The following is a 17,799-nucleotide window of genomic DNA, read 5'->3' as shown; positions in this document are numbered from 1 at the left end:
GCCGCGGCCGGGGCGTCACAGCCGGTCGGCGAACCAGTCGGCGGCGAGCTCGCCGACCCGTTCCAGGGTGCCGGGTTCCTCGAAGAGGTGGCCGGCGCCGGGGACGGTGACGAGCCGGTGCTCGCAGCGCAGCCGCCGCTCCGCCTGGCGGTTGAGGTCGAGGACCAGCGGGTCCGCGCCGCCGACGATCAGCAGGGTCGGCGCGGTGACCTCGGGCAGTCGCGCGTCGGCGAGGTCGGGCCGGCCGCCGCGGGAGACGACGGCGCCGACGGTGCTGCCGGGCTCGGCGGCGGCCCAGAGCGCCGCGGCCGCGCCCGTGCTGGCCCCGAAGTAGCCGGTCGGCAGGGTGCCCGCGCCGGGGCGCTCGGCGAGCCAGTCGGCGGCCTGCCGCAGACGTTCGGCGAGCAGCGGCGTGTCGAAGACGTTGGCCCGGTCGGCGGCCTCGTCCTCGGTGAGCAGGTCGAAGAGCAGGGTGCCCAGTCCGGCGCGGTGCAGGGTGGCGGCGACGGCCCGGTTGCGCGGACTGTGCCGGCTGCTGCCGCTGCCGTGGGCGAAGAGCACGACGCCGCGGGCCCGTTCGGGCACGGTGAGATGCCCGCCCACCTCCGTGCCGCCGAGCGGGATGCGGACCTCGGTGTCCTCGGCCCCCGCGTCCTCCTCGGTCCCCGCCGTGTCCCCGGCGCCGTGCCCGGGCGCGTCCGCGGCGCCGCGCCGCACCCGCAGCCGGGCCACGACCTCCTCGTCCGGAGTCTGGGAGAAGTCCTGGTAGAACTGGCCGATGGCGTAGAAGGTGACGGGTTCGCGCACGCAGTACGTCTCGTCCGCCGCGCCCGCGACCCGCGTGGTCCAGCCACGGGGTGCGACCGGCACGGCGAGGACGATCCGCGCGGCGCCCCGGGCCCGTACCACCTGGCAGGCGGCGAGCGCGGTGGCGCCGGTGGCGAAGCCGTCGTCGACCACCACGACCGTACGGCCGGTGATGTCGGCCCGCTCGCGGGCGCCCCGGTAGCGGCGGGCCCGCTCCTCCAGCACGGCCCGTTCGCGCCGTTCGGCCTCGGCGAGATCGCGGTCGGACACGCCGGTCTGGGCGATCACCTCGTCGTTGAGGACGCGGACGCCGTCCTCTCCGATCGCGCCCATGGCGAGCTCGGGCTGGAAGGGCACGCCCAGCTTCCGTACGAGGCAGATGTCCAGCGGAGCGCCGAGCGTGTCGGCGACCTCGGCGGCGACGGGCACTCCCCCGCGCGGCAGTCCCAGGACCACCACGTCCCGCCCCTGGAGGTCCGTGAGCAGCTCGGCGAGCTGCCGGCCGGCGTCGGTGCGATCGGTGAAGTACATGTCCTGCTCGCCTTCCTGCCCGACCCCGCGGACCGTCCCGGAGGGGCCGTCACACGGGTCGGGCCGTCAGGGCCGGTCCGTCCGGCTCCCCTTCGGACGCGGCGGTGATCCGCATGCCGAAGGGACGGCTGATCCGGCCGAGCACGTCGTGGAGCCACCGCACGTCCCGCTCCGGGGCCCGCTCCAGGCGCAGCCGCCGGCTGCGCAGCGGCACGAGCCGCACCTCCGCCAGGGCGCCGTCCTCGTCGTGGACGGTGACGAGGTGGAGGAGCCGCAGGTCGTCGCGGTAGCGCTCCTGTCCGGTGATGCCCTCATCTCCTGCTATGAGCTAATATGCCCTTCTTAGGCAGGTTTTGCGATGTATGTCCAGGAAGCTGTTCATCTGTACTTGCAGGCTCTCGCCGCAGCCGGCGTCCCTGACGGGACCGTGCGGGTCCGTCGCACGGTGCTTCATCGACTGGCCAAGGCATTCCGAGGGCGCAAGTACAGAGGCCTCACGAAGAAGGACATGGCGTCCTTCCTGTACGGCCCCGGGGGGATCCTGGTCGGCATCACGCCCAACACTCGATCGGTGTACCGGTCCAGCCTGAGGGGCTTCTTTGAGTACGGGGAAGTGATGGAGTGGGGCCCGGCCGTCTCTCTGCCCAAGCCCGTCATCACGCTGCGGAACGAGACACGGAGAGAATCCCCGCCGACCAGGCTGCCCGAACCGGTTTTGGTTCAGCTACTGGACGCTTGCCCCACGTCTGATCGCGGGCGCGTATTGCGAGGCATGATGGCGGTGGCAATCAACACGGCATGGCGAGTGTCGGACATTCAGAAGCTTAGGGTCGAGCAAATCGACCTCATGAGCGGAAGCCTCAACTTCCAAAGCCAGAAGACGCGCAAGCTGGACAGCTTCCCCATTTCCTTGGATCTTGAGAGTGAGATCCGCGAGTACATGTCTTGGTACACCCTGACCACCGGAGTCACTTGGCGCGATAACAACGCCTACTTGTTCCCCGCATGGACGCGAGTGAGCCTTGGAAATAGGAAGGGATTCCGGTATGAGCCTACAGACGCCACCCGCCCGGTTTCTTACTCCTGGGCTTTGATACACCTACACGAGCACCTCAGGGAATGCGGAATCCGAGTGGAACGCAATGAAGCGTGGCATGTGATACGGAGATCAGTGGCGCGCATCTATTTCGACAGCCTGCGTGAGCAGATCTCCTATTCCCACGCTTTGCGTCAAACGGCGGCCCTACTTCAACACGAGAGCACGGCCACCACCGAGAAGTACCTGGGACTTTCCTCGGAACTGGAGGCGCGGGATGCATCGCTGCGCGGGAAACCGTTCATCGGCGTAAGCCGTACAGGCTCCAGCGTGGTCGCCCTGCGTGGGCGTGGAGCCTGAACTACTAAAGATCTTTGCCGAACAGGGACCCTGCTGCCAGGGTCCCTGTTGGCATCTTGTATGAGATCGACGGGCCATCGCGCTCTCCGGGCCCACTGGGGGCCGCTGGGTCGTTGCAGCACCTAACGTGCACTCGTCTCGCGCTGGGGTTCAGCGTCTGCCGGGGCGTCCGCTCCGTCGAAGTTGTAGCCGGAGAGTATTAGGCAGACCTCCGGTAGTTCTGCTGTCGCACTTTGAAAAGGCCGCGAGCCTCGTCCGCCGATCATGTCGATCGGCCCGACCGTTCCCCTTGCGGGGCCCGCCTCCGGTCTGATCCATCCCCGTCGGTTTCTACCGACTTGTCCGGTTCGTTCCGTCTGACTCCACCTTGCGCCTGCTCCTGCACTCATGCAACCCCTGCACAGAAAAAATCTCATGATTTTTTATGACATGCGCGACGCTCCTGCATGCCTGCACGCAATGGCCTGCACCTATGCAGGGGGGAAGACTGAAGCGGGCGACGTAGCGTTCCCAACTCACCTACAGCGGGGGGCGGATGCCCGGCTTTCGGGCGGCGCACAGGGGGCGCACTCCTAGCGCAATTAGTAGACCCACGGACCCTCACTCTTCGCCACCTGCATGCATCCGAGCAAGATCACCGCGTGGCGCAACCTTGACTCACACGCAAGGCGCGGCATCCTTTACATACGGCAGCAAAGCCGGACGTAACACCCATCACCCCCGACCGGGGTTCGGGCAATACAGATCGCCCTCGTTACCCCGTCGGCCTCCATCCGGCGGGGACTCAAGATCTCTCCGTATCTCCGCAAAGGAGAAGGACCCGTGCCCATGTCCGACCGGAGGCGGGGCAGTGACAGCGAAAGCGGCTACTTCGCCGAATGGTTTAGAAGGACTGTCGAAAATCACAACATGAGCGGCGGTGACGTCGCACGAGCCTTGGGAGTGTCTGATGGAACCGTTAGCCGCTGGAGTACAGGGAAGGTGATCCCCAGCTTCGAGGCTTGCATCGCCATCGGGCAGTTGTTCCACGTGAACGGCTTGGCCGTCGCCGTCACTGCCGGCCGCATAGGCTCAGAGATGGTTGGCGGACAGAGCCGACTCCCCTTGCCTGCCGTCCATGCACCGCGCGAAAGGATCGTCGAGCATCTAATAAAGACTCCGGGGTTGACACAAGATGACAAAGAGTCCTTGATGGAGTGGTACGACAGGAGGTATCCGGAATGAGCATACTTGGGAGTGAGTATCGCTATCGCAATACGCTGATACTCGCTCACGCCGCGTGGTGGTCGAGCCTCGGCCTGGTCCTACTCCGCGCCTTCGACGTCATTCCTCAGCAGCTCGGCAGTATCGCCCTCCTCACCGTCGGCATCGGTGTGGCCTCCTCCCTCTCCGTGGCAAGGCACAGGCAAACTGAAAGCCTCGTCAAGGTCTTCCAGGCGGGGGCCGCGTCGGCCGCCTCCATCTCAGCCAACGCCGTGACAGACACATGCGTCGCAGTGCTGGACGAAGACGGAGTGGTGATCTCTGCCAATCGAGCCGACGCGATCGGCTGGACAAACGAGGATCTCGTCGGGCGGGACATCCGGAGTATCTTCGAGGCCCGATCCCATGGCCCCCGGACTATCGCACCCGGGAGCACGATTTCAGTCCCCATCCGCAACATGAAGGGGGAGCTGTTCGACGCCAAGGTCAGCATCGCCTCCATGGGCGGCAAGCAGTACCCGCTGACGGTGGCCCTTCTGGCACCGACCGTGAAAGGCACGATTTCATGAACAGCGACCGCGACGTGAACGGCTACACCTGGGGCGGCAGCCCCCCACCCCCACTCCAGCAGCCGCCGGCACCGCCGCACAAGCGCCGCCGCATCTTCATGTGGATCTTCCTTGCGATCCAGGTGATCTTCGTTATCTGGGTCATCGTCGGTGCCACGTCCGCCTCAGGCACCCCTGACGACTGCGGGACTCTCAGTCGCGAGGCATGCAACGATGCCGAGAACCTCGGTACCACTATCGGTGTGGGCTTCATCATCTTCATCTGGGCAGCCACCGACATCATCCTCGGCTTCACGTACGGCATATACCGACTCGCTCGGCGAGGATAAGGTGCCGACATACATACGTGGCCCTACCACAGGGGAAGCCAATGTCTGTTCGAGTAGTACAGGTCGACGAGTCGCAGAAGGACGAACCGGGCGTCGAGAAGGCAGTGACCACGATCGGCGGCCAGAGTATCGAGACGTACGCTCGCCTGGAGCGGGTCGACGATCTCGACGGCAAGACGACCGAGAAGGTCGTCGAGATCCAGATGCTGGTCCCCGTCGAGGACGAGGACGCCGAAAGCGACGAGCCCGCCTACATCTACAACCGGGTCGTCCTCGACCTGGGGCCGGCCAACCTGTCGAAGTACTTGAAGGCCATCGCCCCCTACGCCGACAAGGGCCGCATTCAGCCTCAGTCGTCGGCGGCAGTGACGGCTCCGCCTGCCGCCGGCCGCACCACCACCCCCGAGATCAGTGCATGGAACAAGCGGGCGAAGGAGTGGCTCCGGGGCGCCGGCCACAAGGTCGCGGACCGAGGCCGTATCCCCACGACCCTCGAAGAGATCTACGTGAAGAACCACCCGGACGACCCGAAGCCGGAGTAGGCGATGGACAAGCGCGAGACCGTCCGCCTGGAATGGCGAATCAAGCAGTACGAGCGAGCCGTCGAACGGCTGGCGGAGGCGGCCCCGCCTGACGCTGCCAACCTGATCCTCGCCGATCTCCAAAAGGATCTAGACCAGGTCGAAGAGGACTGGGACAAGGTGAGTCGCCAGTAAAACGCAAAACAGGCCCCCCTCCACCGCAATCGGAGGGGGGCCTGTTGCTGTGCCGCCTCAGGCGCGGGTGGCGGACTCCAGGAAGGCGGTCCAGGCCGCGGGGCTCACGGCCAGGAGGCCGGCCGCGTGGTCCTTCGTGTCGCGGACGAACACGACGCCGGGACCGTTGTCGGCGACCTCGACGCAGTCGTTGCCGCCGCCGCCGCTGTACGAAGACTTGTGCCAGTTCAGGTCGTTCACGTTTCCCTCTTCAGTGCCTCATAGATCCGGTCCGTAGACGCCTCCGCCGACAACGCGCGGGCGGCGTATCGATCATAGACCCGCTGGAACAGCAGGACGGTGTCTGAATCCTCGCTGTACTTGCCCGTCAAGTACCCCTCGGTATAGGCGCCTCGACTGCCATTGGGAAGGGTCAGCACGTACGTGGTGCCCATGATGTGACCGCCGGGCAACGGCAGCAGCTGGATGCTGATGTTCGGCTTCTGCTGGGCCACGAGCAGTCGTTCGAGCTGCGCCGCCGACGCCTGGTGCAGGACAGCCTCCGACAGCACCAGGGAGAACCAGGGCGGATCCTCCCGCTCCCACACAGCTTGTCGCGCCATGCGCTGCTCGACGAAGGAATCTATGTCACGGGGGTCGCCGGCCTGCCCCGCCAGCAGTAGATCGCGCGCATAGTCAGGTGTCTGCAACAGGCCGGGCACTGTGAAGGACGCGGCATGCATCATCTTGGCCCGCTCCTGATTCGCCAGGAAGGGCTGCGCGTAGTCGAGCACCGTCCCTTGCTGGGCGAGCTTGACCAGGTTCGCGACCGCTTCGCCCAGGCCGAGGACGTAGCCCAGCTTCACGGCTAGCTCTCGGTCCGGGAGTTGACCACCCTCGACCTCAGAGATCGTCGCGAGGTTGCTGTACACCTCGTCGGCTACGTGCTTCTGTGTCCACCCCTTCGCCTTGCGCGCCGTCCGCACCATGTTCCCGAGGAACTGCTCGATGCTGCCGCTCGGGTCTAGCTCTCTTTCCGCTGGCATATGCCCGTTTCCTTGCTCATTCCCGAAACCCAAGTGCTGGCGATCGTAGGGGGACTTGGGCCAGATTGAAGACACCCCCGAGGAAGTCCGTCAGGAAGAGAGACCCCGGATGTCGAAGGCGACGGGCGACACGTCCAACCTGTCGAGCAAGGTCAAGAAGGTCAACAAGCAAACGAAGGAGAGGCCGAGGTGACCCCCCACTACCAGTGGAACGGAGTGCGGCCGGAGCCGGCGCCCCCCGTCCGCGCGACCCCGCCCTTCACGACCCCCCACGTCGTGGACGTCAACAGCCTCAAGGTCGGCGACTTCTACCAGATCGGCGGGAACTTCTACCCGATCAAGAACATGATCGCTCCCACCCGGACCACCAAGGTCCTGCACTTCGAGGGACCCGGGCCCCAGGTGGTGCACGGCACCGTGACCGTCCACCGGGCCATCGAACGCATCGGCCCCACCCGGCAAGCCCTCTTCGCCGGTCGCGAATGAGGCACCTGGGCCCAAGCGGGTGGCTCGCCGCTGTCGTCTGGATCATCACCTGGGCGGCCTTCGCATCCCGCTTCATCACCCCCTAAGACCGGCCCCGGCTCAGGACCCGCCCCCATGGGTCAACCCCCTACCAGGCTGAGCTGGGGCCTCGACTCCCACCCTTCCCCCGTCGGCGCCCGGTCCCCCGAACAGCCGGGCAAGGGAAGGGTGGGGCTCATCCCGCCACACGCATGATGCTGGGGAGCTCACGCGTGTGGCGGTCAACCCCTCGTAGCTCAGTCAGGAAGAGCCCACGCCTCCCACTTCCCAGGGGACGGACGGAGCGTGGTGACCCCGGTTCGAGTCCGGGCGAGGGAGCTGCTCCGTTCCGGAGCTGCACGTGCCGATCACACGGAAGAAGGGAACTTCCTCATGACGGTCGCACCCGAGAAGCCGGCGGTCGCCCTGCGACGCGGCAGGGACCTGGTGTCCCCCGAGCTGTTCGACAGGCTGACCTCGTTCTGTTCCGACGAGTACCAGCTCACCCCCGACAGGTCCGCGGCCATCATGGACCAGGGGCTCGCGTTCCTCTGGACCATGGGCACCACCGGCAAGGGCGACATGATGGCGCCCAGCCTCGACGTCGACCCGGCCTGGCACACGTTCATGCTCCACAGCCACGAGTACAGCCAGTGGTGCGAGCAGAACTTCGGCCGGTACCTCCACCACTCGCCGAACTCGAAGATGCGCACCACCGGACTGATGCTCGACGTCATGGACCTGATCCGCGACGCCGGGTTCGAAGTGGACAGGAAGCTGTGGGGATTCGCCGCCGACTGCAACGCGCCGGCCTGCTGCGGCGACGGCCCGTGCTGCTGACAGCAGGTAGCGGCTGAAACACGCTAGAGTCCGGGCTCGTCAGTCCGGGCTCTAGCCCTGCTTAGAAACAGGAGGCCTCCTCCGTGCCAACAGCGCAAGGACGCAAGGGCCGCAGTCGCTTGACAGCCTTCTCCATGTTCGGACCCGTCTTCGGCTACGCCAGCGAGTTCGTCGAGGGTCGCCAGGTGGCGTACGTAGGTTCGCTCACCCCGGGAGTCCCCTGGCAGAAACTTTGGAAGATGGCGGTGACCTGCAACCGTGACAGGGTGCCGGAATGGGACCTCGCCCGCTGGATCGTCACACAAGCGACCCGAGCTCTCATCTGCGGCAGCGATGTGGTGATGAAGCTTGAAGAGGCCGACTGGGAGATCAAAGACGGGGGCCGAGAAGCGGAGCTGGGCAGCACATGGTGCGGCCATGACTTACTGATCACAGGAGACATGGTCGTGCCCGATCTCTCTGCGGAACAGGTAGCGAGGAAGCCCACGGCCTTTCCTCACTACGGCTAGCGACTCAAACACAAAAAAGGCCCCCCTCCGCCGCGATGGCAGAGGGGGGCGCAGTTTTGCCGGGCGCTACCCGGCGCGAGACCGGGATCACCACCTAGGTCAGTGAGCGTCCTTCTTCAGGAAGCTCGGCAGCAGGCTGTCGACGAGCGGGAGCGCCATCAGGCGCGTGACGGCGGCGGCGACGACGACGATGACGCCGACACCGGGGGCCGTCTCGGGAATGCCGGAGGCGCCCAGGAGGACGGGCATGCCGGCGGCGACGGCCACGACGGTCTGAAAGACCGTGCGGATAGTCCGCCGAGTGGAGTCCTTCATAGCGATGATCCTTTCTACTTCTTCGCCGGAGGGCGGCCCGGCAGCCGCAGAGCCTGCCCCGGGGTGATCGTGTAGGGGGACCGCAGCCCGTTGAGGCTGGCGATGTCCTGCCACTGGATCCCGAGGACCTGCCCGATCTTGCTGAGGGTGTCGCCGCGCTTGACGGTGTACGTCATCGCGGCCGGCTGGGCCGGCGCCGCTGCCTCGCGGTACTTCGGCCGTCCGTAGCCGGCGATCGTGTCGGCGTGACGCACACGCCGAGCGCACCGGTCCGCGGTGTTCCCCTCGATGGTGAGGATGTCGCGGCCGTTGACGTCCGTGACGATCCCGATGTGGTCGATGTGGGCAATCGAGTTGGAGCCGCCCCAGTCAAAGAAGACGATGTCCCCCCGCTGGATCCCGGCGACGTCGGTGTGCCACTGGCCCCGACGCTGGAACTCCTGGGCGTGCCAGACGGTGTACGCGAAGTCCTTGCCGAAGCAGACCTCGTTGTAGTTGCCCGTGGCGCGGGCCACCTCGGTGATGGTCATGTTGCACCAGGGCGCCTTCTCGAAGTACGCACCGTTCCTCGCGGCGTACGCCTTCGTGATGACGTTCGGCCGGCCGACGAGGCCCAGGTGCTTCTCCATGCCCTTGACCATGGATTCAGTCGACATCGTCGCCGCCCTTTCCGTAGACGCCGTCGGCGTCGGGCTCACCGAAGTACTTGCGGAGGAGGGCCTCCTCGTAGCTGACGGTCGGACCGTTGCCGGTTTCCCGGAGACGGTGGTCGACGACCTCGATCTCCTCGACTTCCTGCTCGTCAGACATTGGCTTCCTCCTCTTCGATCTTCGCGAGGGCAGCACGCAGCCAGCTCTTGTAGCCGGCGCGCTTCGCCTTCAGGACTTCGATGGCCTCGACCAGGGCGGTACGCTCGGTTTCGAGCTGGTTGAGGATCGCCTGGCGCTCGCCCTCGGCGACGGCCTTGATGTTCTCGGCCTCGGCCCTGGCCACGGCGCGGATCTTGCCCGCCTCCATGTTGGCTTCGGCCTCGACCTGGTCCGCGGTCCTCTGGGCAGCGACCAGGATGCGCTCGGCGCCCGTCGCTGCGGGCACCGGAAGCACCGTCGTGACGGCGTCCGAAGACGCCGCCCTCGCCGCGTCCAGGGCGCGGCGGAGCTGGGCTATCTCCTGCACCTGGCGTGCGTGCTGCTCGGACAACTGGCGGTAGTCGACCTCGACCCGGTCAAGGAAGTCGTCGACCTCACTCTGGTCGTAGCCTTCCTTGATCCGGGTCGTGGCGAACTGCTTTTCCTTGATCTCCGCGGGTGTGATCATCGAGCTTTCCTTACAGAGAAACCCCGTGCGACCGGAGCCAGGTCACGGGGTTGATGAAGACGCCGACACTGAACGCAGTCGGATCAGTACGGACCTCGAAGTGCAGGTGCGGACCGGACGAGTTGCCGGTCGAACCGACCAGGCCGACCTTCTGACCTGCCGAGACCTGCTGCCCCGTCGAGACGCTGGTGGCGCTCAGGTGGGCGTACAGGGTGTAGATGCCGCCGGAGTGCTCCACGATCACGTGGTTGCCGTAAGCGGATCCGGCGACGTTGATGCCGACGACCTTGCCGGCGGTGGCGGCCAGGACGGGCGTCCCCAAGGGGGCGGTGATGTCCAGGCCGGAGTGACCGCCGCAGGAACGGCTGATGCAGCCACCGCTCGTGATGATCAGGCTGTCACCGACACTGCCCTTGACCGGCAGGACGTAGTTCGCCGCCGGCGCCGGCGTGGGCGTCGGGGTCGGCTTCGGCGTCGGTGCCGGCGGGGCCGGCGGCCGGACGCTGGCGTCCTTCATCTCACGGAGGTGAGCCCAGCCCTTGGGGCCGATCTGCACATCGTCGCCGTTCCACACGCTCCGGTACTCCGGGTGCTCGCGGTGGAAGAGGGCGACCGTGGCCCGAGTGATCGGTCCGTAGGTGTCGCTCAGCTCGATCTCGTCGGCCATGTAGCCGGTCCGCTTGAGCTCCTGCTGGAGCGCCTTCGCGGACGGGTCGTCCTCGTGCGCCTTCGGCAGGCCGTTGGCGTACGGATCCGTGGCCGGTGCCTCGTGGCCGGGCAGTCGGAGCTTCATCCCGGGCGAGATCAGGTTCGGGTTGGGCCCGATGGCTTCCTTGTTGATCTCGTAGAGCTTCTGCCAGCCGCCCTCGATCTTCAGGGTGGTGGCGATCTTCGCGAGGTAGTCGCCGGCCTTGACGACGTAGACGCCGTCCTCGGCGTCGTCCGGGTCGCCCGCCGGGGGCGGGGTCGGCGTCGGTGTCGGCGTGGGGGTCGGTGCCGGGGTGGGTGAGGCGTAGGGGGTGTTGCTGAGGCCGACGCCGCAGACGGGCCAGGCGCCCTTCCCCTGCGGGGCCCAGGAGCCGTGTCCCTTCCACAGGACGCGCTCAGCGACGGTGATCTGTTCTGTCTTGGTGGCCAGGTCGGCGCGCGGAGCGAACTCCAGGCCGCCGAACTGCACCCAGGTGGACTGTGCGAACTGCACGCCACCGTAGTAGCCATTGCCGGTGTTGATGGACCAGTTGCCCGAGGACTCACACTGAGCGACAGTGTCCCATTCGGATGCGGTCGCCGCGTTCGCGGATCCGGCGAGAGCAATGGGGACGACGGACCCACTCAGAACGAAAGTGGTACCGACAGCTATTCGCTTAGCGGAGGAGGGCTGTGCGGGGCGTGCATGTCGTCCCTTGGACATGTTTGGTTACCTCATAACCATTTTGAGGCGGTTATTTCGCGAGCGCGTACATCACGACGTTCGCCACAATGGAGGCGAACGCCAGGATGGTTGCGATCGTAGGAAGAGGAAACTTCCGCTCTTCCAGCTTTCGGAGGCGTAGCTCGTGATCCGGGATGGAATCGAGCTTCACCTTCATCTCAATCAAGAGGTCTCTCTGCGAACGGAGTTCCTGCCAAACCGAAGGCTCATCCGTCGTCATATGAAGTACTCCACTCCATGCAGCGATATCCAGGTCGGTGTAGTTACGGAGTGGGAGTGGGCGCCGCCGGAGAATCCGTGATCGTGAGAGGCGCCGAAGCTGTGATCGTGAGAGCCATCGAACGACGTGGGGAATCCGCTGCCGTCCAGGTGGTTGTGAGATGAGGAGACCGACGTGAAACCGCTGACGCTCGCGTACTGGACGTCGCCGGACGAGGTGGCACTCAGCGTGCTCTGCGTGTTGGCGACGAGCTGAACCCGTCCATCGGTCGTGAACTGCAACTGGGCGGCTACCGCGCCAGTCGTCCACTGCCGGGCGACCAGGATGTTGCGCTGGCTCTGCGGCCGGTACTCCGTCGGGAGCGCATCGGCGGTGTCGATCATGAAGGTTCCGCTGACGCCCCAGCCGCCACGCCACTGCATCTTCCACGTGCCGTGGTCCAGGATCACGCGGTAGTACACGTCACCCTGATCGTTGCCGTTGTGCGACCCGTTCGTCAGGTCCGCCTTGACCCACCCGTTCGCCCCGCCCGTCACGACCTTGCCGCTGGCGTCAGCGGTGTGAGCTGTCACTACGATGTCCGGGCCCTGCTTGCGGATGTCGACCGTGTGCCCGACCACGGGGCTGTAGTTGCTCATGAGGTGGACGTCAGAGATCGTCGTCGTCGTGTCGCCGCTGATCTGGACGGATACCGTCGGGGGCGCCGTCGTGTAGTTGATCGCCGTGATGACGCCCTTGATGTGCGTGGAGGGATCGAACCCCAACGAGCTCTGCTTCTCCATCATCTGGACAAGGGCCCTGATTTCGTCATCGGCTGCCGCGTTGTTGAGCGCGACCGCCTCGGAGACGGTAGGGGCGACCGGCCGGTCAGGTGTTGGGGTTGACATTGCGGGGCCTCTGCTCCCTCAGGGTCAGGGACTGCGTCGCCGCCCTCAGCGGAACGGAGAACGCCTCGACTGAATAGAGCCCGTCCACCTTCGCTTTGACGCGCTTCACCTCGACGATGTCGCCGCATTCGTACGAGGGGTTGACGATTCCGGTAATAGCCAGGCGCGCGGCAGCCCCGAGGATCAGGTCGAGCTGCGCCTTGGCGATGGCCTGGCACTGGTCGTTCGTCTTCGCGAGGTTGTCGGTAATGAAGAGCGGGACCTCGCCATAAGGGCCGAACCGGTAAGTGGGTGACGTGGGATTCATGTCCCATGCCTCGCCGCGCACCGGAGGGTGCTGGTCACCGATCGATTCACCGGTGACGATGACGCCGTTGTAGACGCCTTCGTCGTTATACTCGCGGCCGAGGTCGATCATCGTGTTCCCCTCGCCCTCCACGTACGTGAAGTCCGGAGAGGGGAGAGCGTTCACGTCGCCGGGCGGAAGGACGGTCATTCGCCCCTCGGCATCGAAGTAGGCCTCGCAGCCCATCGACCTCGCCAGGGCGAAGATGGCCTCCCAGGGGTCGTCCCCCGCCTCGTAGAGCAGAGGGGACGTGGTCGCGACCGCCGAGGTGATCGTGTTGAACACGGCGTCGGCGAAGGTCTGCTTGACGATGTTCTTGAGCGCGGTCATCGCGTTGGTACCCGACGCGATGGTGTACGGGACCTTGAACTTGTCGCGGGCGATGGTGCGCGACCGGTCGTAGCCTTCGAGTTGGATGACCGGGCTGCCCGCGTTGTTGTCGCTAATGGTCGACTTCGAGAGCCGGAACACGCCGAGGCTGCATACCTCTTCGGTTCCGTCGGTGTACCTCACCCCCCGGTAGGCGCGGAGCTCGGTCCCGTACGGGGTGAGCACCTCGCCCTCCGTCCTGGGGGTGAGGACCCCGAGGGGGTCGATGCACTGACAGGACAGCTTGCGGCGTACCGCGGCTGTCCTATCCACATCGACCTGACCTTCGACGGCCGGCAACCGGACCTCTTCTTGATCGGGAGAGATCACGTCGATCCAGGAGACGATCGTGTGTGACCTCTTGATCTCTTCGTAGAAGCGATCCGACTGCGTAGCCATGTCGACCTCTATTCAGTTGTGGAGCTCTGCTACTCCTCCGGCTTCACCTGGACGAACTTGCAGGTGACGATCTTGATCGGATCGCTCGTCCGCCGGAGCGTGCTGACGGCCAGGTTGGTGACCGTGAGCGCGTCGACTGGACGGACCCACCACGCGTAGTCGGTGTCGCTCTGAAGGAGCAGGGTCCTGTTGGACCGCAACAGCTTGTAGAGCGCCGCCTCCTCCTGCCGGTCGCAGTAGACCGATATGGTGAGCGAGTCGGCCTTGTAGCCCTCGGTCACGACAAGCGGGTAATCCTCACCCAGCGGGTGGTAGACCGACGCGGTGTTGTCCGTCGTGATCTGGATGTCCTCCCACTTCACCCGAAGGCGGAGCGCCGTGGAAATGTCCGCGAAGTCCTTCAGCCACCAGTTGAGCGCGCTGAACGAGACTTCGTTGCTCTCCGGCCCCCATCCCGAAGAGAAGATCTCCCCTTGCAGCCCGTACGAGAGGGTCTGCACTCGGTACTTCCGCTGGTTGAGCGGGATGATCGAGTGGTCGGTGTACGACAGCTGGCCCGTGTCCGACCGGAAGGCCGGCGGGATCAGCTTCTGCCCGGGGAGGTCCGTCCAGCTCTCGTAGCCGATCCCCGTGTCGTCGGCGTACTGAATGATCGGCCTCGACCACACCGGGTGCTCGACCCGATCGGTCCCGTTCCTCCAGGCCGGCGTCTCTCCATCCACGGGGGCGCCGAGCATGAGGCCGACGCGGTCGAAACGAACCGCGTCAGTTACCGCGCGGTCGACCGCCGAGAGGACCGGACGCATTCGGGTCGTGCCTTCGGGCACGGTGAAGCTGGCCCAGGCCTTGGTCCAGGTGCTCGTATTGAAGACCGTCCCGGTGGCAGCGGCGTCGCTGATGGCCTGGTTAGCCCTGGCGAACTCGCACCCGAGGAGTGGGGTGCCGTCGCTGGATCCCAGGAAGCTCGCCACCACCGTGACCTTGCGCCCGGCCAGGTCGAGGACCTCTGGATCCATCTCGGATATGTCGACCCAGGTGTTCGGCCTGGCCGACACGACGCCGCCCGGCACGCTGGAGGCCGGCCGGATGATGCCGATCCAGGACGTCATCGAGTTGGCGGCCGTGCCCGACCCCGGAGCGAACTGCCCGTACAGCGACGTCGTCCCGGTCGCGATGGTGCCGTTGGAGTCGTACACCGCCGTGCTCAACCACGGGTTCGAGGCCCCGTTGTTGTTGTCGACGCGCTCGGTCTCGTTGCCGGGCTGCGCCGGCGGGGCCGCGAGGGGCTTAATGATGCCGATCCATCCGACAGCAGCGAAGAAGTTACCGGAAGGTACATTCGAGGACGCGCTGCTCACCGAGTTGATCTGCCCGGTCCTCTTGTGGGTGCCGGTCGAGATCTGGCCGTTAGAGTCCGACACGCTGAGCACCGCGTCGGGAAAGTCGCTCAGACTCGTCGAAGAATCGCAGCGCTCCGCCACATCACCCGAGCTCCAGGAGGAAGCGAAAGGCGTCGTGGCGCCGAACACGCAGACTCGCCATGCCGCGGAGTCCGTGTTCGTGACCTGTGCCGTGATGACCTTCGAGGTGTTCTGGGATCCGACCGAACCCTCGGCGATGAACTGCTGAGAGGCATCGGCACAGTTCCGGTAGGCAACCACCTGCGTGACCTTCGGCTGGGGCGAGTTGTTGTGCGTACCCGTCCAGGAGGGCGCCTCGCCCGTTCCCGCCGTCCTCTTCAGGACGGCGATGGTGCAGTCGCCGGAGTGGGCGTCGCCGCTGCTGCCGGCGCTGAAAGGCTGGCTGTGTGTCCTGACCAGCGTCCAGCCGGAGGGGGCCGTCACCGAGGAGACGTGACCGCTGAACACGATGGACGCGATCATGAGGTCGCCGGAGACGATGCCCGGCGGCCGGTGGATCGTGTAACTGCTCGTGCTGCTGTGCTGCACCCACTTGGAGCCGGCCGAGATGAACCGGATGGGCGCCGCGGCCGTGCCGGCCGGTGCCACCGCATTCGCCGAGAAGCTCGCACCTCCCGCGTCATCACTCGCCGCGAATGCAGCGATGCGCCACGCGTTCGGGTCGGTGTTGTTGACGATCTGCGTTCGGTGCACCGCCGCACCCGAGGTGTCGACCTTCCAGTTGTCCGCGATGAACTGGTCGTCCGCGTGCGCGGCACCGCTGTACGCGACCACGACGGCCGTGCGGCGCGTCGAGGTCCGGTCCATCTTCCCGGTCGCCCAGGAGCTGGGGTCGGACGCCGTAGCAGTCCGCTTCAGGACGTGCAGCGTGACGTCTCCGAGGGTCCCGTCGTTGATCGCGGCGCCGTTGACGTATGTCCAGCCGGACGGTGGGACGATCATGGAGAACTCGTTCGTGGTGACGAACGCGATCAGCAGGTCGTTGTCCGTGACGCCGGCCGGCTTGTTCAAGGTGTAATTGGTACCGCTCGTAGCCGACGTGAACACGGAGCCGGTCGCCTTGAAGGAGATCCCCGAAGGGGCGCCGACATACGTCATCTGCTGGCACATGGCGCCGTGGCTGCCGGTGCCTGAGACGGCCGTCCTGGAGAGCGTGGAGGCGGCGTTGGCCTGCTCCCAGGAGTCGACGTTCGACACAGGGTCGTCGCCCGTCGCCAGGAACGAGGAGAGCAGGTTGTGCGACTGGTGCCCGCCGTCCGTCCAGGCGGAGTTGGTGCCGTACATCAGGCCGACACGCTCGATGTAGTGGACCTCGGCGTTGGCCGGGCTCACAACCTGCGCGACGACCTCGGCGTAAGCGGCCGTGGCCGGCGAGGTACCGGTGGCGACGACCTCCGTCCAGGTGGTGGTCACGTCGGCGCCGGAGCCCGTGATCGTGGCCCCCAGGAGGTTGAAGTCCTCGTCGTAGAACTGGCACGTGAGATTCACCGTGCGGCCCGTGGCCCCGGCCAGGAATTGGCAGCGCACCGTCATGGGTGCGCCGGGGGTGACCTCGATCTTCGTCGATGTCGCCGACATGGTCGCCGCCGAGGAAGCCGTCAGCTTCAGCGACGCCCCGCCCTGGACGAAGCCCTTCGTCGTGTCGATCGCCAGTGACGCGTTGGTGCCCAGGTACTCGATCGGGTCGGACCCGATCTCGAAGTCGGCCTGGTTGACCGACAGCAGGTTGGAGGCGTCCCGCATACGGAGCTGCGCGGACGAGGTGTAGGTGTCGGGGATCGCGCTCGGGACGCCGATGCCGGGGGTGCCGCCCTCGCCGGCGTTGTCGTCGCCGGGGACGCCGGGGCTGGGGGCGTTGACCGTGAAGTCCTTGTAGGCCCAGTCCGACTTGGCGTTGTGCTGGGACCAGACCCTCACGTAGACGCGGTAGCCGTTGTTGTTGAGCGAGGTCGGGAGGGTGAACTGCGTGCCGGACCCTGCCCCGGTGCGCTGAAACACCGGGGGCTCGGTCTCGGGGTTGAAGGTGGTTACCTTCGAGGTCTGCTGGGCAGTGAAAACGACCACCTGCCAGCGCGCCTGGGGCTCGCCCTCGACGTGGGTGTACTTCCACTTCACGACAGGCGAAGGCGAGATGCTGGTACCGGTGGGTGCCAGCACCGACACCTTCGGCTTCACGTGATAGTTGACCTTCACGTAAAGCTGCGATATCTGGATGGCGTCAAAAAGGTCGTTGAGGCAGAAGACCCGCAGGCGCAGCTTGTTGATCCTGTGGATGTCCCAAGCCTTGCCGAGCGGGTCCTTGGTGTAGGTGCCGACTTCGAAGGTGGTGAAAGCACTCGTGGCGTAGAGCGTGCGCGACGTGTACCTCGCCATGTTCTCGCTGCTGAGTACGTTCACCGTGACCGAGCGGGGGCCCGACCCGGCGCTCGTCTTCATGCGAACGAAGACGGTCACCGAGTCGATAATGGCCCCCGCCGGCAGGTCCCCCGAGTCGGTCGGGAAGGACACCGTGGCGCTTCCCCGATAGATGGGGCACCGGATGTAGCAGTCGTCCACGAGAGTGCCGACTACTTCCCAGACCTCGGTGACCGAGCTTCCGACGAGTGTCCACCCGTCGTTCTCTACGTCACCGCTGGGAAGAAGCTGAAACGACTGCGCCATCG

Annotated in this window: 22 protein-coding genes and 1 tRNA gene; 10 read left to right on the top strand and 13 right to left on the bottom strand. The window is 65.9% G+C overall.

Translation table 11 applies throughout. The features are described 5' to 3' along the window. Window positions 1-15: 15 nt before the first annotated feature. Both ACFY7C_RS19795 and ACFY7C_RS19790 read right to left on the bottom strand, forming a co-directional pair. The gene (locus tag ACFY7C_RS19795; RefSeq protein WP_389651903.1) at window positions 16-1,338 is read right to left on the bottom strand and encodes a phosphoribosyltransferase family protein; all 1,323 of its coding nucleotides are present in this window, start codon (window positions 1,336-1,338) and stop codon (window positions 16-18) included. Window positions 1,339-1,387: 49 nt separating this feature from the next. Next, complete coding sequence (locus tag ACFY7C_RS19790) at window positions 1,388-1,552, bottom strand: hypothetical protein (RefSeq protein ID WP_389651900.1); 165 nt, start codon at window positions 1,550-1,552, stop codon at window positions 1,388-1,390. Window positions 1,553-1,696: 144 nt separating this feature from the next. Here ACFY7C_RS19790 and ACFY7C_RS19785 point away from each other — a divergent pair, with 144 nt between their 5' ends. The 6 genes from ACFY7C_RS19785 (at window position 1,697) to ACFY7C_RS19760 (ending at window position 5,551) form a co-directional block, all read left to right on the top strand. Beyond that, entirely contained in the window at window positions 1,697-2,734 is a 1,038-nt protein-coding gene (locus ACFY7C_RS19785; RefSeq protein ID WP_389651897.1) for a tyrosine-type recombinase/integrase, read from the top strand. Between the two features lie 828 nt (window positions 2,735-3,562). Next, a complete protein-coding gene (locus tag ACFY7C_RS19780) occupies window positions 3,563-3,958 on the top strand; it encodes a helix-turn-helix domain-containing protein (RefSeq protein WP_389652763.1) in 396 nt (131 codons plus the stop codon). Further along, a complete protein-coding gene (locus ACFY7C_RS19775) occupies window positions 3,955-4,506 on the top strand; it encodes a hypothetical protein (protein ID WP_389651894.1) in 552 nt (183 codons plus the stop codon). The genes ACFY7C_RS19780 and ACFY7C_RS19775 overlap by 4 nt, the downstream gene beginning before the upstream one ends. Continuing rightward, window positions 4,503-4,835 (top strand): hypothetical protein, encoded by a 333-nt coding sequence (locus ACFY7C_RS19770; RefSeq protein ID WP_389651890.1) that lies wholly within the window; start codon window positions 4,503-4,505, stop codon window positions 4,833-4,835. The genes ACFY7C_RS19775 and ACFY7C_RS19770 overlap by 4 nt, the downstream gene beginning before the upstream one ends. A 41-nt stretch (window positions 4,836-4,876) precedes the next feature. Then, the gene (locus tag ACFY7C_RS19765) at window positions 4,877-5,377 is read left to right on the top strand and encodes a histone-like nucleoid-structuring protein Lsr2 (protein ID WP_389651887.1); all 501 of its coding nucleotides are present in this window, start codon (window positions 4,877-4,879) and stop codon (window positions 5,375-5,377) included. A 3-nt stretch (window positions 5,378-5,380) separates the two neighbouring features. After that, window positions 5,381-5,551 carry a hypothetical protein gene (locus ACFY7C_RS19760; RefSeq protein WP_389651884.1) on the top strand — a complete coding sequence of 57 codons (171 nt, stop codon included), beginning with the start codon at window positions 5,381-5,383 and terminating at the stop codon, window positions 5,549-5,551. 57 nt (window positions 5,552-5,608) lie between these two features. Here ACFY7C_RS19760 and ACFY7C_RS19755 read toward each other — a convergent pair whose 3' ends face one another. Beyond that, entirely contained in the window at window positions 5,609-5,791 is a 183-nt protein-coding gene (locus ACFY7C_RS19755) for a DUF397 domain-containing protein (protein ID WP_389651881.1), read from the bottom strand. Then, window positions 5,788-6,576 (bottom strand): Scr1 family TA system antitoxin-like transcriptional regulator, encoded by a 789-nt coding sequence (locus tag ACFY7C_RS19750; protein WP_389651878.1) that lies wholly within the window; start codon window positions 6,574-6,576, stop codon window positions 5,788-5,790. The genes ACFY7C_RS19755 and ACFY7C_RS19750 overlap by 4 nt, the downstream gene beginning before the upstream one ends. Window positions 6,577-6,765: 189 nt before the next feature. On the opposite strand from ACFY7C_RS19750, the gene ACFY7C_RS19745 reads away from it, so the two are divergent. From ACFY7C_RS19745 to ACFY7C_RS19730, 4 genes are all read left to right on the top strand, one after another. Then, a complete protein-coding gene (locus tag ACFY7C_RS19745; RefSeq protein WP_389651875.1) occupies window positions 6,766-7,062 on the top strand; it encodes a hypothetical protein in 297 nt (98 codons plus the stop codon). 264 nt (window positions 7,063-7,326) lie between these two features. Beyond that, window positions 7,327-7,419: transfer RNA gene (locus ACFY7C_RS19740), tRNA-OTHER, on the top strand. A gap of 54 nt (window positions 7,420-7,473) precedes the next feature. Continuing rightward, window positions 7,474-7,920, top strand: a complete 447-nt coding sequence (locus ACFY7C_RS19735; protein WP_389651872.1) for a hypothetical protein — start codon at window positions 7,474-7,476, stop codon at window positions 7,918-7,920. 134 nt (window positions 7,921-8,054) lie between these two features. Further along, window positions 8,055-8,429: a hypothetical protein gene (locus ACFY7C_RS19730; protein WP_389651869.1), complete on the top strand. Its 375-nt coding sequence runs from the start codon at window positions 8,055-8,057 to the stop codon at window positions 8,427-8,429. Window positions 8,430-8,528: 99 nt separating this feature from the next. Here ACFY7C_RS19730 and ACFY7C_RS19725 read toward each other — a convergent pair whose 3' ends face one another. Genes ACFY7C_RS19725 through ACFY7C_RS19685 form a run of 9 tightly spaced genes read right to left on the bottom strand, consistent with a single transcriptional unit; the run spans window position 8,529 to window position 17,797 of the window. Continuing rightward, complete coding sequence (locus ACFY7C_RS19725) at window positions 8,529-8,744, bottom strand: hypothetical protein (RefSeq protein ID WP_389651866.1); 216 nt, start codon at window positions 8,742-8,744, stop codon at window positions 8,529-8,531. Window positions 8,745-8,758: 14 nt separating this feature from the next. Then, entirely contained in the window at window positions 8,759-9,400 is a 642-nt protein-coding gene (locus ACFY7C_RS19720) for a LysM peptidoglycan-binding domain-containing protein (RefSeq protein ID WP_389651863.1), read from the bottom strand. After that, window positions 9,390-9,554, bottom strand: a complete 165-nt coding sequence (locus ACFY7C_RS19715; protein ID WP_389651860.1) for a hypothetical protein — start codon at window positions 9,552-9,554, stop codon at window positions 9,390-9,392. The genes ACFY7C_RS19720 and ACFY7C_RS19715 overlap by 11 nt, the downstream gene beginning before the upstream one ends. Beyond that, a complete protein-coding gene (locus tag ACFY7C_RS19710) occupies window positions 9,547-10,062 on the bottom strand; it encodes a DivIVA domain-containing protein (protein ID WP_389651857.1) in 516 nt (171 codons plus the stop codon). The genes ACFY7C_RS19715 and ACFY7C_RS19710 overlap by 8 nt, the downstream gene beginning before the upstream one ends. 10 nt (window positions 10,063-10,072) lie before the next feature. Next, entirely contained in the window at window positions 10,073-11,473 is a 1,401-nt protein-coding gene (locus ACFY7C_RS19705) for a peptidoglycan DD-metalloendopeptidase family protein (RefSeq protein ID WP_389651854.1), read from the bottom strand. A 31-nt stretch (window positions 11,474-11,504) separates the two neighbouring features. Further along, a complete protein-coding gene (locus ACFY7C_RS19700; protein ID WP_389651851.1) occupies window positions 11,505-11,714 on the bottom strand; it encodes a hypothetical protein in 210 nt (69 codons plus the stop codon). Further along, on the bottom strand, window positions 11,711-12,601 hold the full coding sequence (locus ACFY7C_RS19695) for a hypothetical protein (protein WP_389651848.1): 891 nt from the start codon (window positions 12,599-12,601) through the stop codon (window positions 11,711-11,713). Before ACFY7C_RS19695 ends, ACFY7C_RS19700 begins: the two co-directional genes overlap by 4 nt. After that, entirely contained in the window at window positions 12,582-13,715 is a 1,134-nt protein-coding gene (locus ACFY7C_RS19690; RefSeq protein WP_389651845.1) for a DUF5047 domain-containing protein, read from the bottom strand. Before ACFY7C_RS19690 ends, ACFY7C_RS19695 begins: the two co-directional genes overlap by 20 nt. Window positions 13,716-13,744: 29 nt before the next feature. Next, complete coding sequence (locus ACFY7C_RS19685) at window positions 13,745-17,797, bottom strand: hypothetical protein (RefSeq protein WP_389651842.1); 4,053 nt, start codon at window positions 17,795-17,797, stop codon at window positions 13,745-13,747. Between the last annotated feature and the right edge of the window lie 2 nt (window positions 17,798-17,799).

It is taken from the genome of Streptomyces sp. NPDC012769, from assembly GCF_042901205.1.
GTDB lineage: Bacteria > Actinomycetota > Actinomycetes > Streptomycetales > Streptomycetaceae > Streptomyces.
Note: the sequence above shows the minus strand (reverse complement) of the source record. Positions and strands in the feature narration are given on the sequence as shown.

Excerpts from the sequence above, each read along its gene's own strand:
- ACFY7C_RS19775 (WP_389651894.1), top strand. The coding sequence starts at position 3,955 with ATGAGCATACTTGGGAGTGAGTATCGCTATCGCAATACGCTGATACTC.
- ACFY7C_RS19710 (WP_389651857.1), bottom strand. The coding sequence starts at position 10,062 with ATGATCACACCCGCGGAGATCAAGGAAAAGCAGTTCGCCACGACCCGG.
- ACFY7C_RS19705 (WP_389651854.1), bottom strand. The coding sequence starts at position 11,473 with ATGTCCAAGGGACGACATGCACGCCCCGCACAGCCCTCCTCCGCTAAG.
- ACFY7C_RS19685 (WP_389651842.1), bottom strand. The coding sequence starts at position 17,797 with ATGGCGCAGTCGTTTCAGCTTCTTCCCAGCGGTGACGTAGAGAACGAC.
- ACFY7C_RS19695 (WP_389651848.1), bottom strand. The coding sequence starts at position 12,601 with ATGTCAACCCCAACACCTGACCGGCCGGTCGCCCCTACCGTCTCCGAG.
- ACFY7C_RS19715 (WP_389651860.1), bottom strand. The coding sequence starts at position 9,554 with ATGTCTGACGAGCAGGAAGTCGAGGAGATCGAGGTCGTCGACCACCGT.
- ACFY7C_RS19720 (WP_389651863.1), bottom strand. The coding sequence starts at position 9,400 with ATGTCGACTGAATCCATGGTCAAGGGCATGGAGAAGCACCTGGGCCTC.
- ACFY7C_RS19770 (WP_389651890.1), top strand. The coding sequence starts at position 4,503 with ATGAACAGCGACCGCGACGTGAACGGCTACACCTGGGGCGGCAGCCCC.
- ACFY7C_RS19760 (WP_389651884.1), top strand. The coding sequence starts at position 5,381 with ATGGACAAGCGCGAGACCGTCCGCCTGGAATGGCGAATCAAGCAGTAC.
- ACFY7C_RS19780 (WP_389652763.1), top strand. The coding sequence starts at position 3,563 with ATGTCCGACCGGAGGCGGGGCAGTGACAGCGAAAGCGGCTACTTCGCC.
- ACFY7C_RS19700 (WP_389651851.1), bottom strand. The coding sequence starts at position 11,714 with ATGACGACGGATGAGCCTTCGGTTTGGCAGGAACTCCGTTCGCAGAGA.
- ACFY7C_RS19765 (WP_389651887.1), top strand. The coding sequence starts at position 4,877 with ATGTCTGTTCGAGTAGTACAGGTCGACGAGTCGCAGAAGGACGAACCG.
- ACFY7C_RS19735 (WP_389651872.1), top strand. The coding sequence starts at position 7,474 with ATGACGGTCGCACCCGAGAAGCCGGCGGTCGCCCTGCGACGCGGCAGG.
- ACFY7C_RS19690 (WP_389651845.1), bottom strand. The coding sequence starts at position 13,715 with ATGGCTACGCAGTCGGATCGCTTCTACGAAGAGATCAAGAGGTCACAC.
- ACFY7C_RS19785 (WP_389651897.1), top strand. The coding sequence starts at position 1,697 with ATGTATGTCCAGGAAGCTGTTCATCTGTACTTGCAGGCTCTCGCCGCA.
- ACFY7C_RS19795 (WP_389651903.1), bottom strand. The coding sequence starts at position 1,338 with ATGTACTTCACCGATCGCACCGACGCCGGCCGGCAGCTCGCCGAGCTG.
- ACFY7C_RS19750 (WP_389651878.1), bottom strand. The coding sequence starts at position 6,576 with ATGCCAGCGGAAAGAGAGCTAGACCCGAGCGGCAGCATCGAGCAGTTC.
- ACFY7C_RS19725 (WP_389651866.1), bottom strand. The coding sequence starts at position 8,744 with ATGAAGGACTCCACTCGGCGGACTATCCGCACGGTCTTTCAGACCGTC.
- ACFY7C_RS19730 (WP_389651869.1), top strand. The coding sequence starts at position 8,055 with ATGTTCGGACCCGTCTTCGGCTACGCCAGCGAGTTCGTCGAGGGTCGC.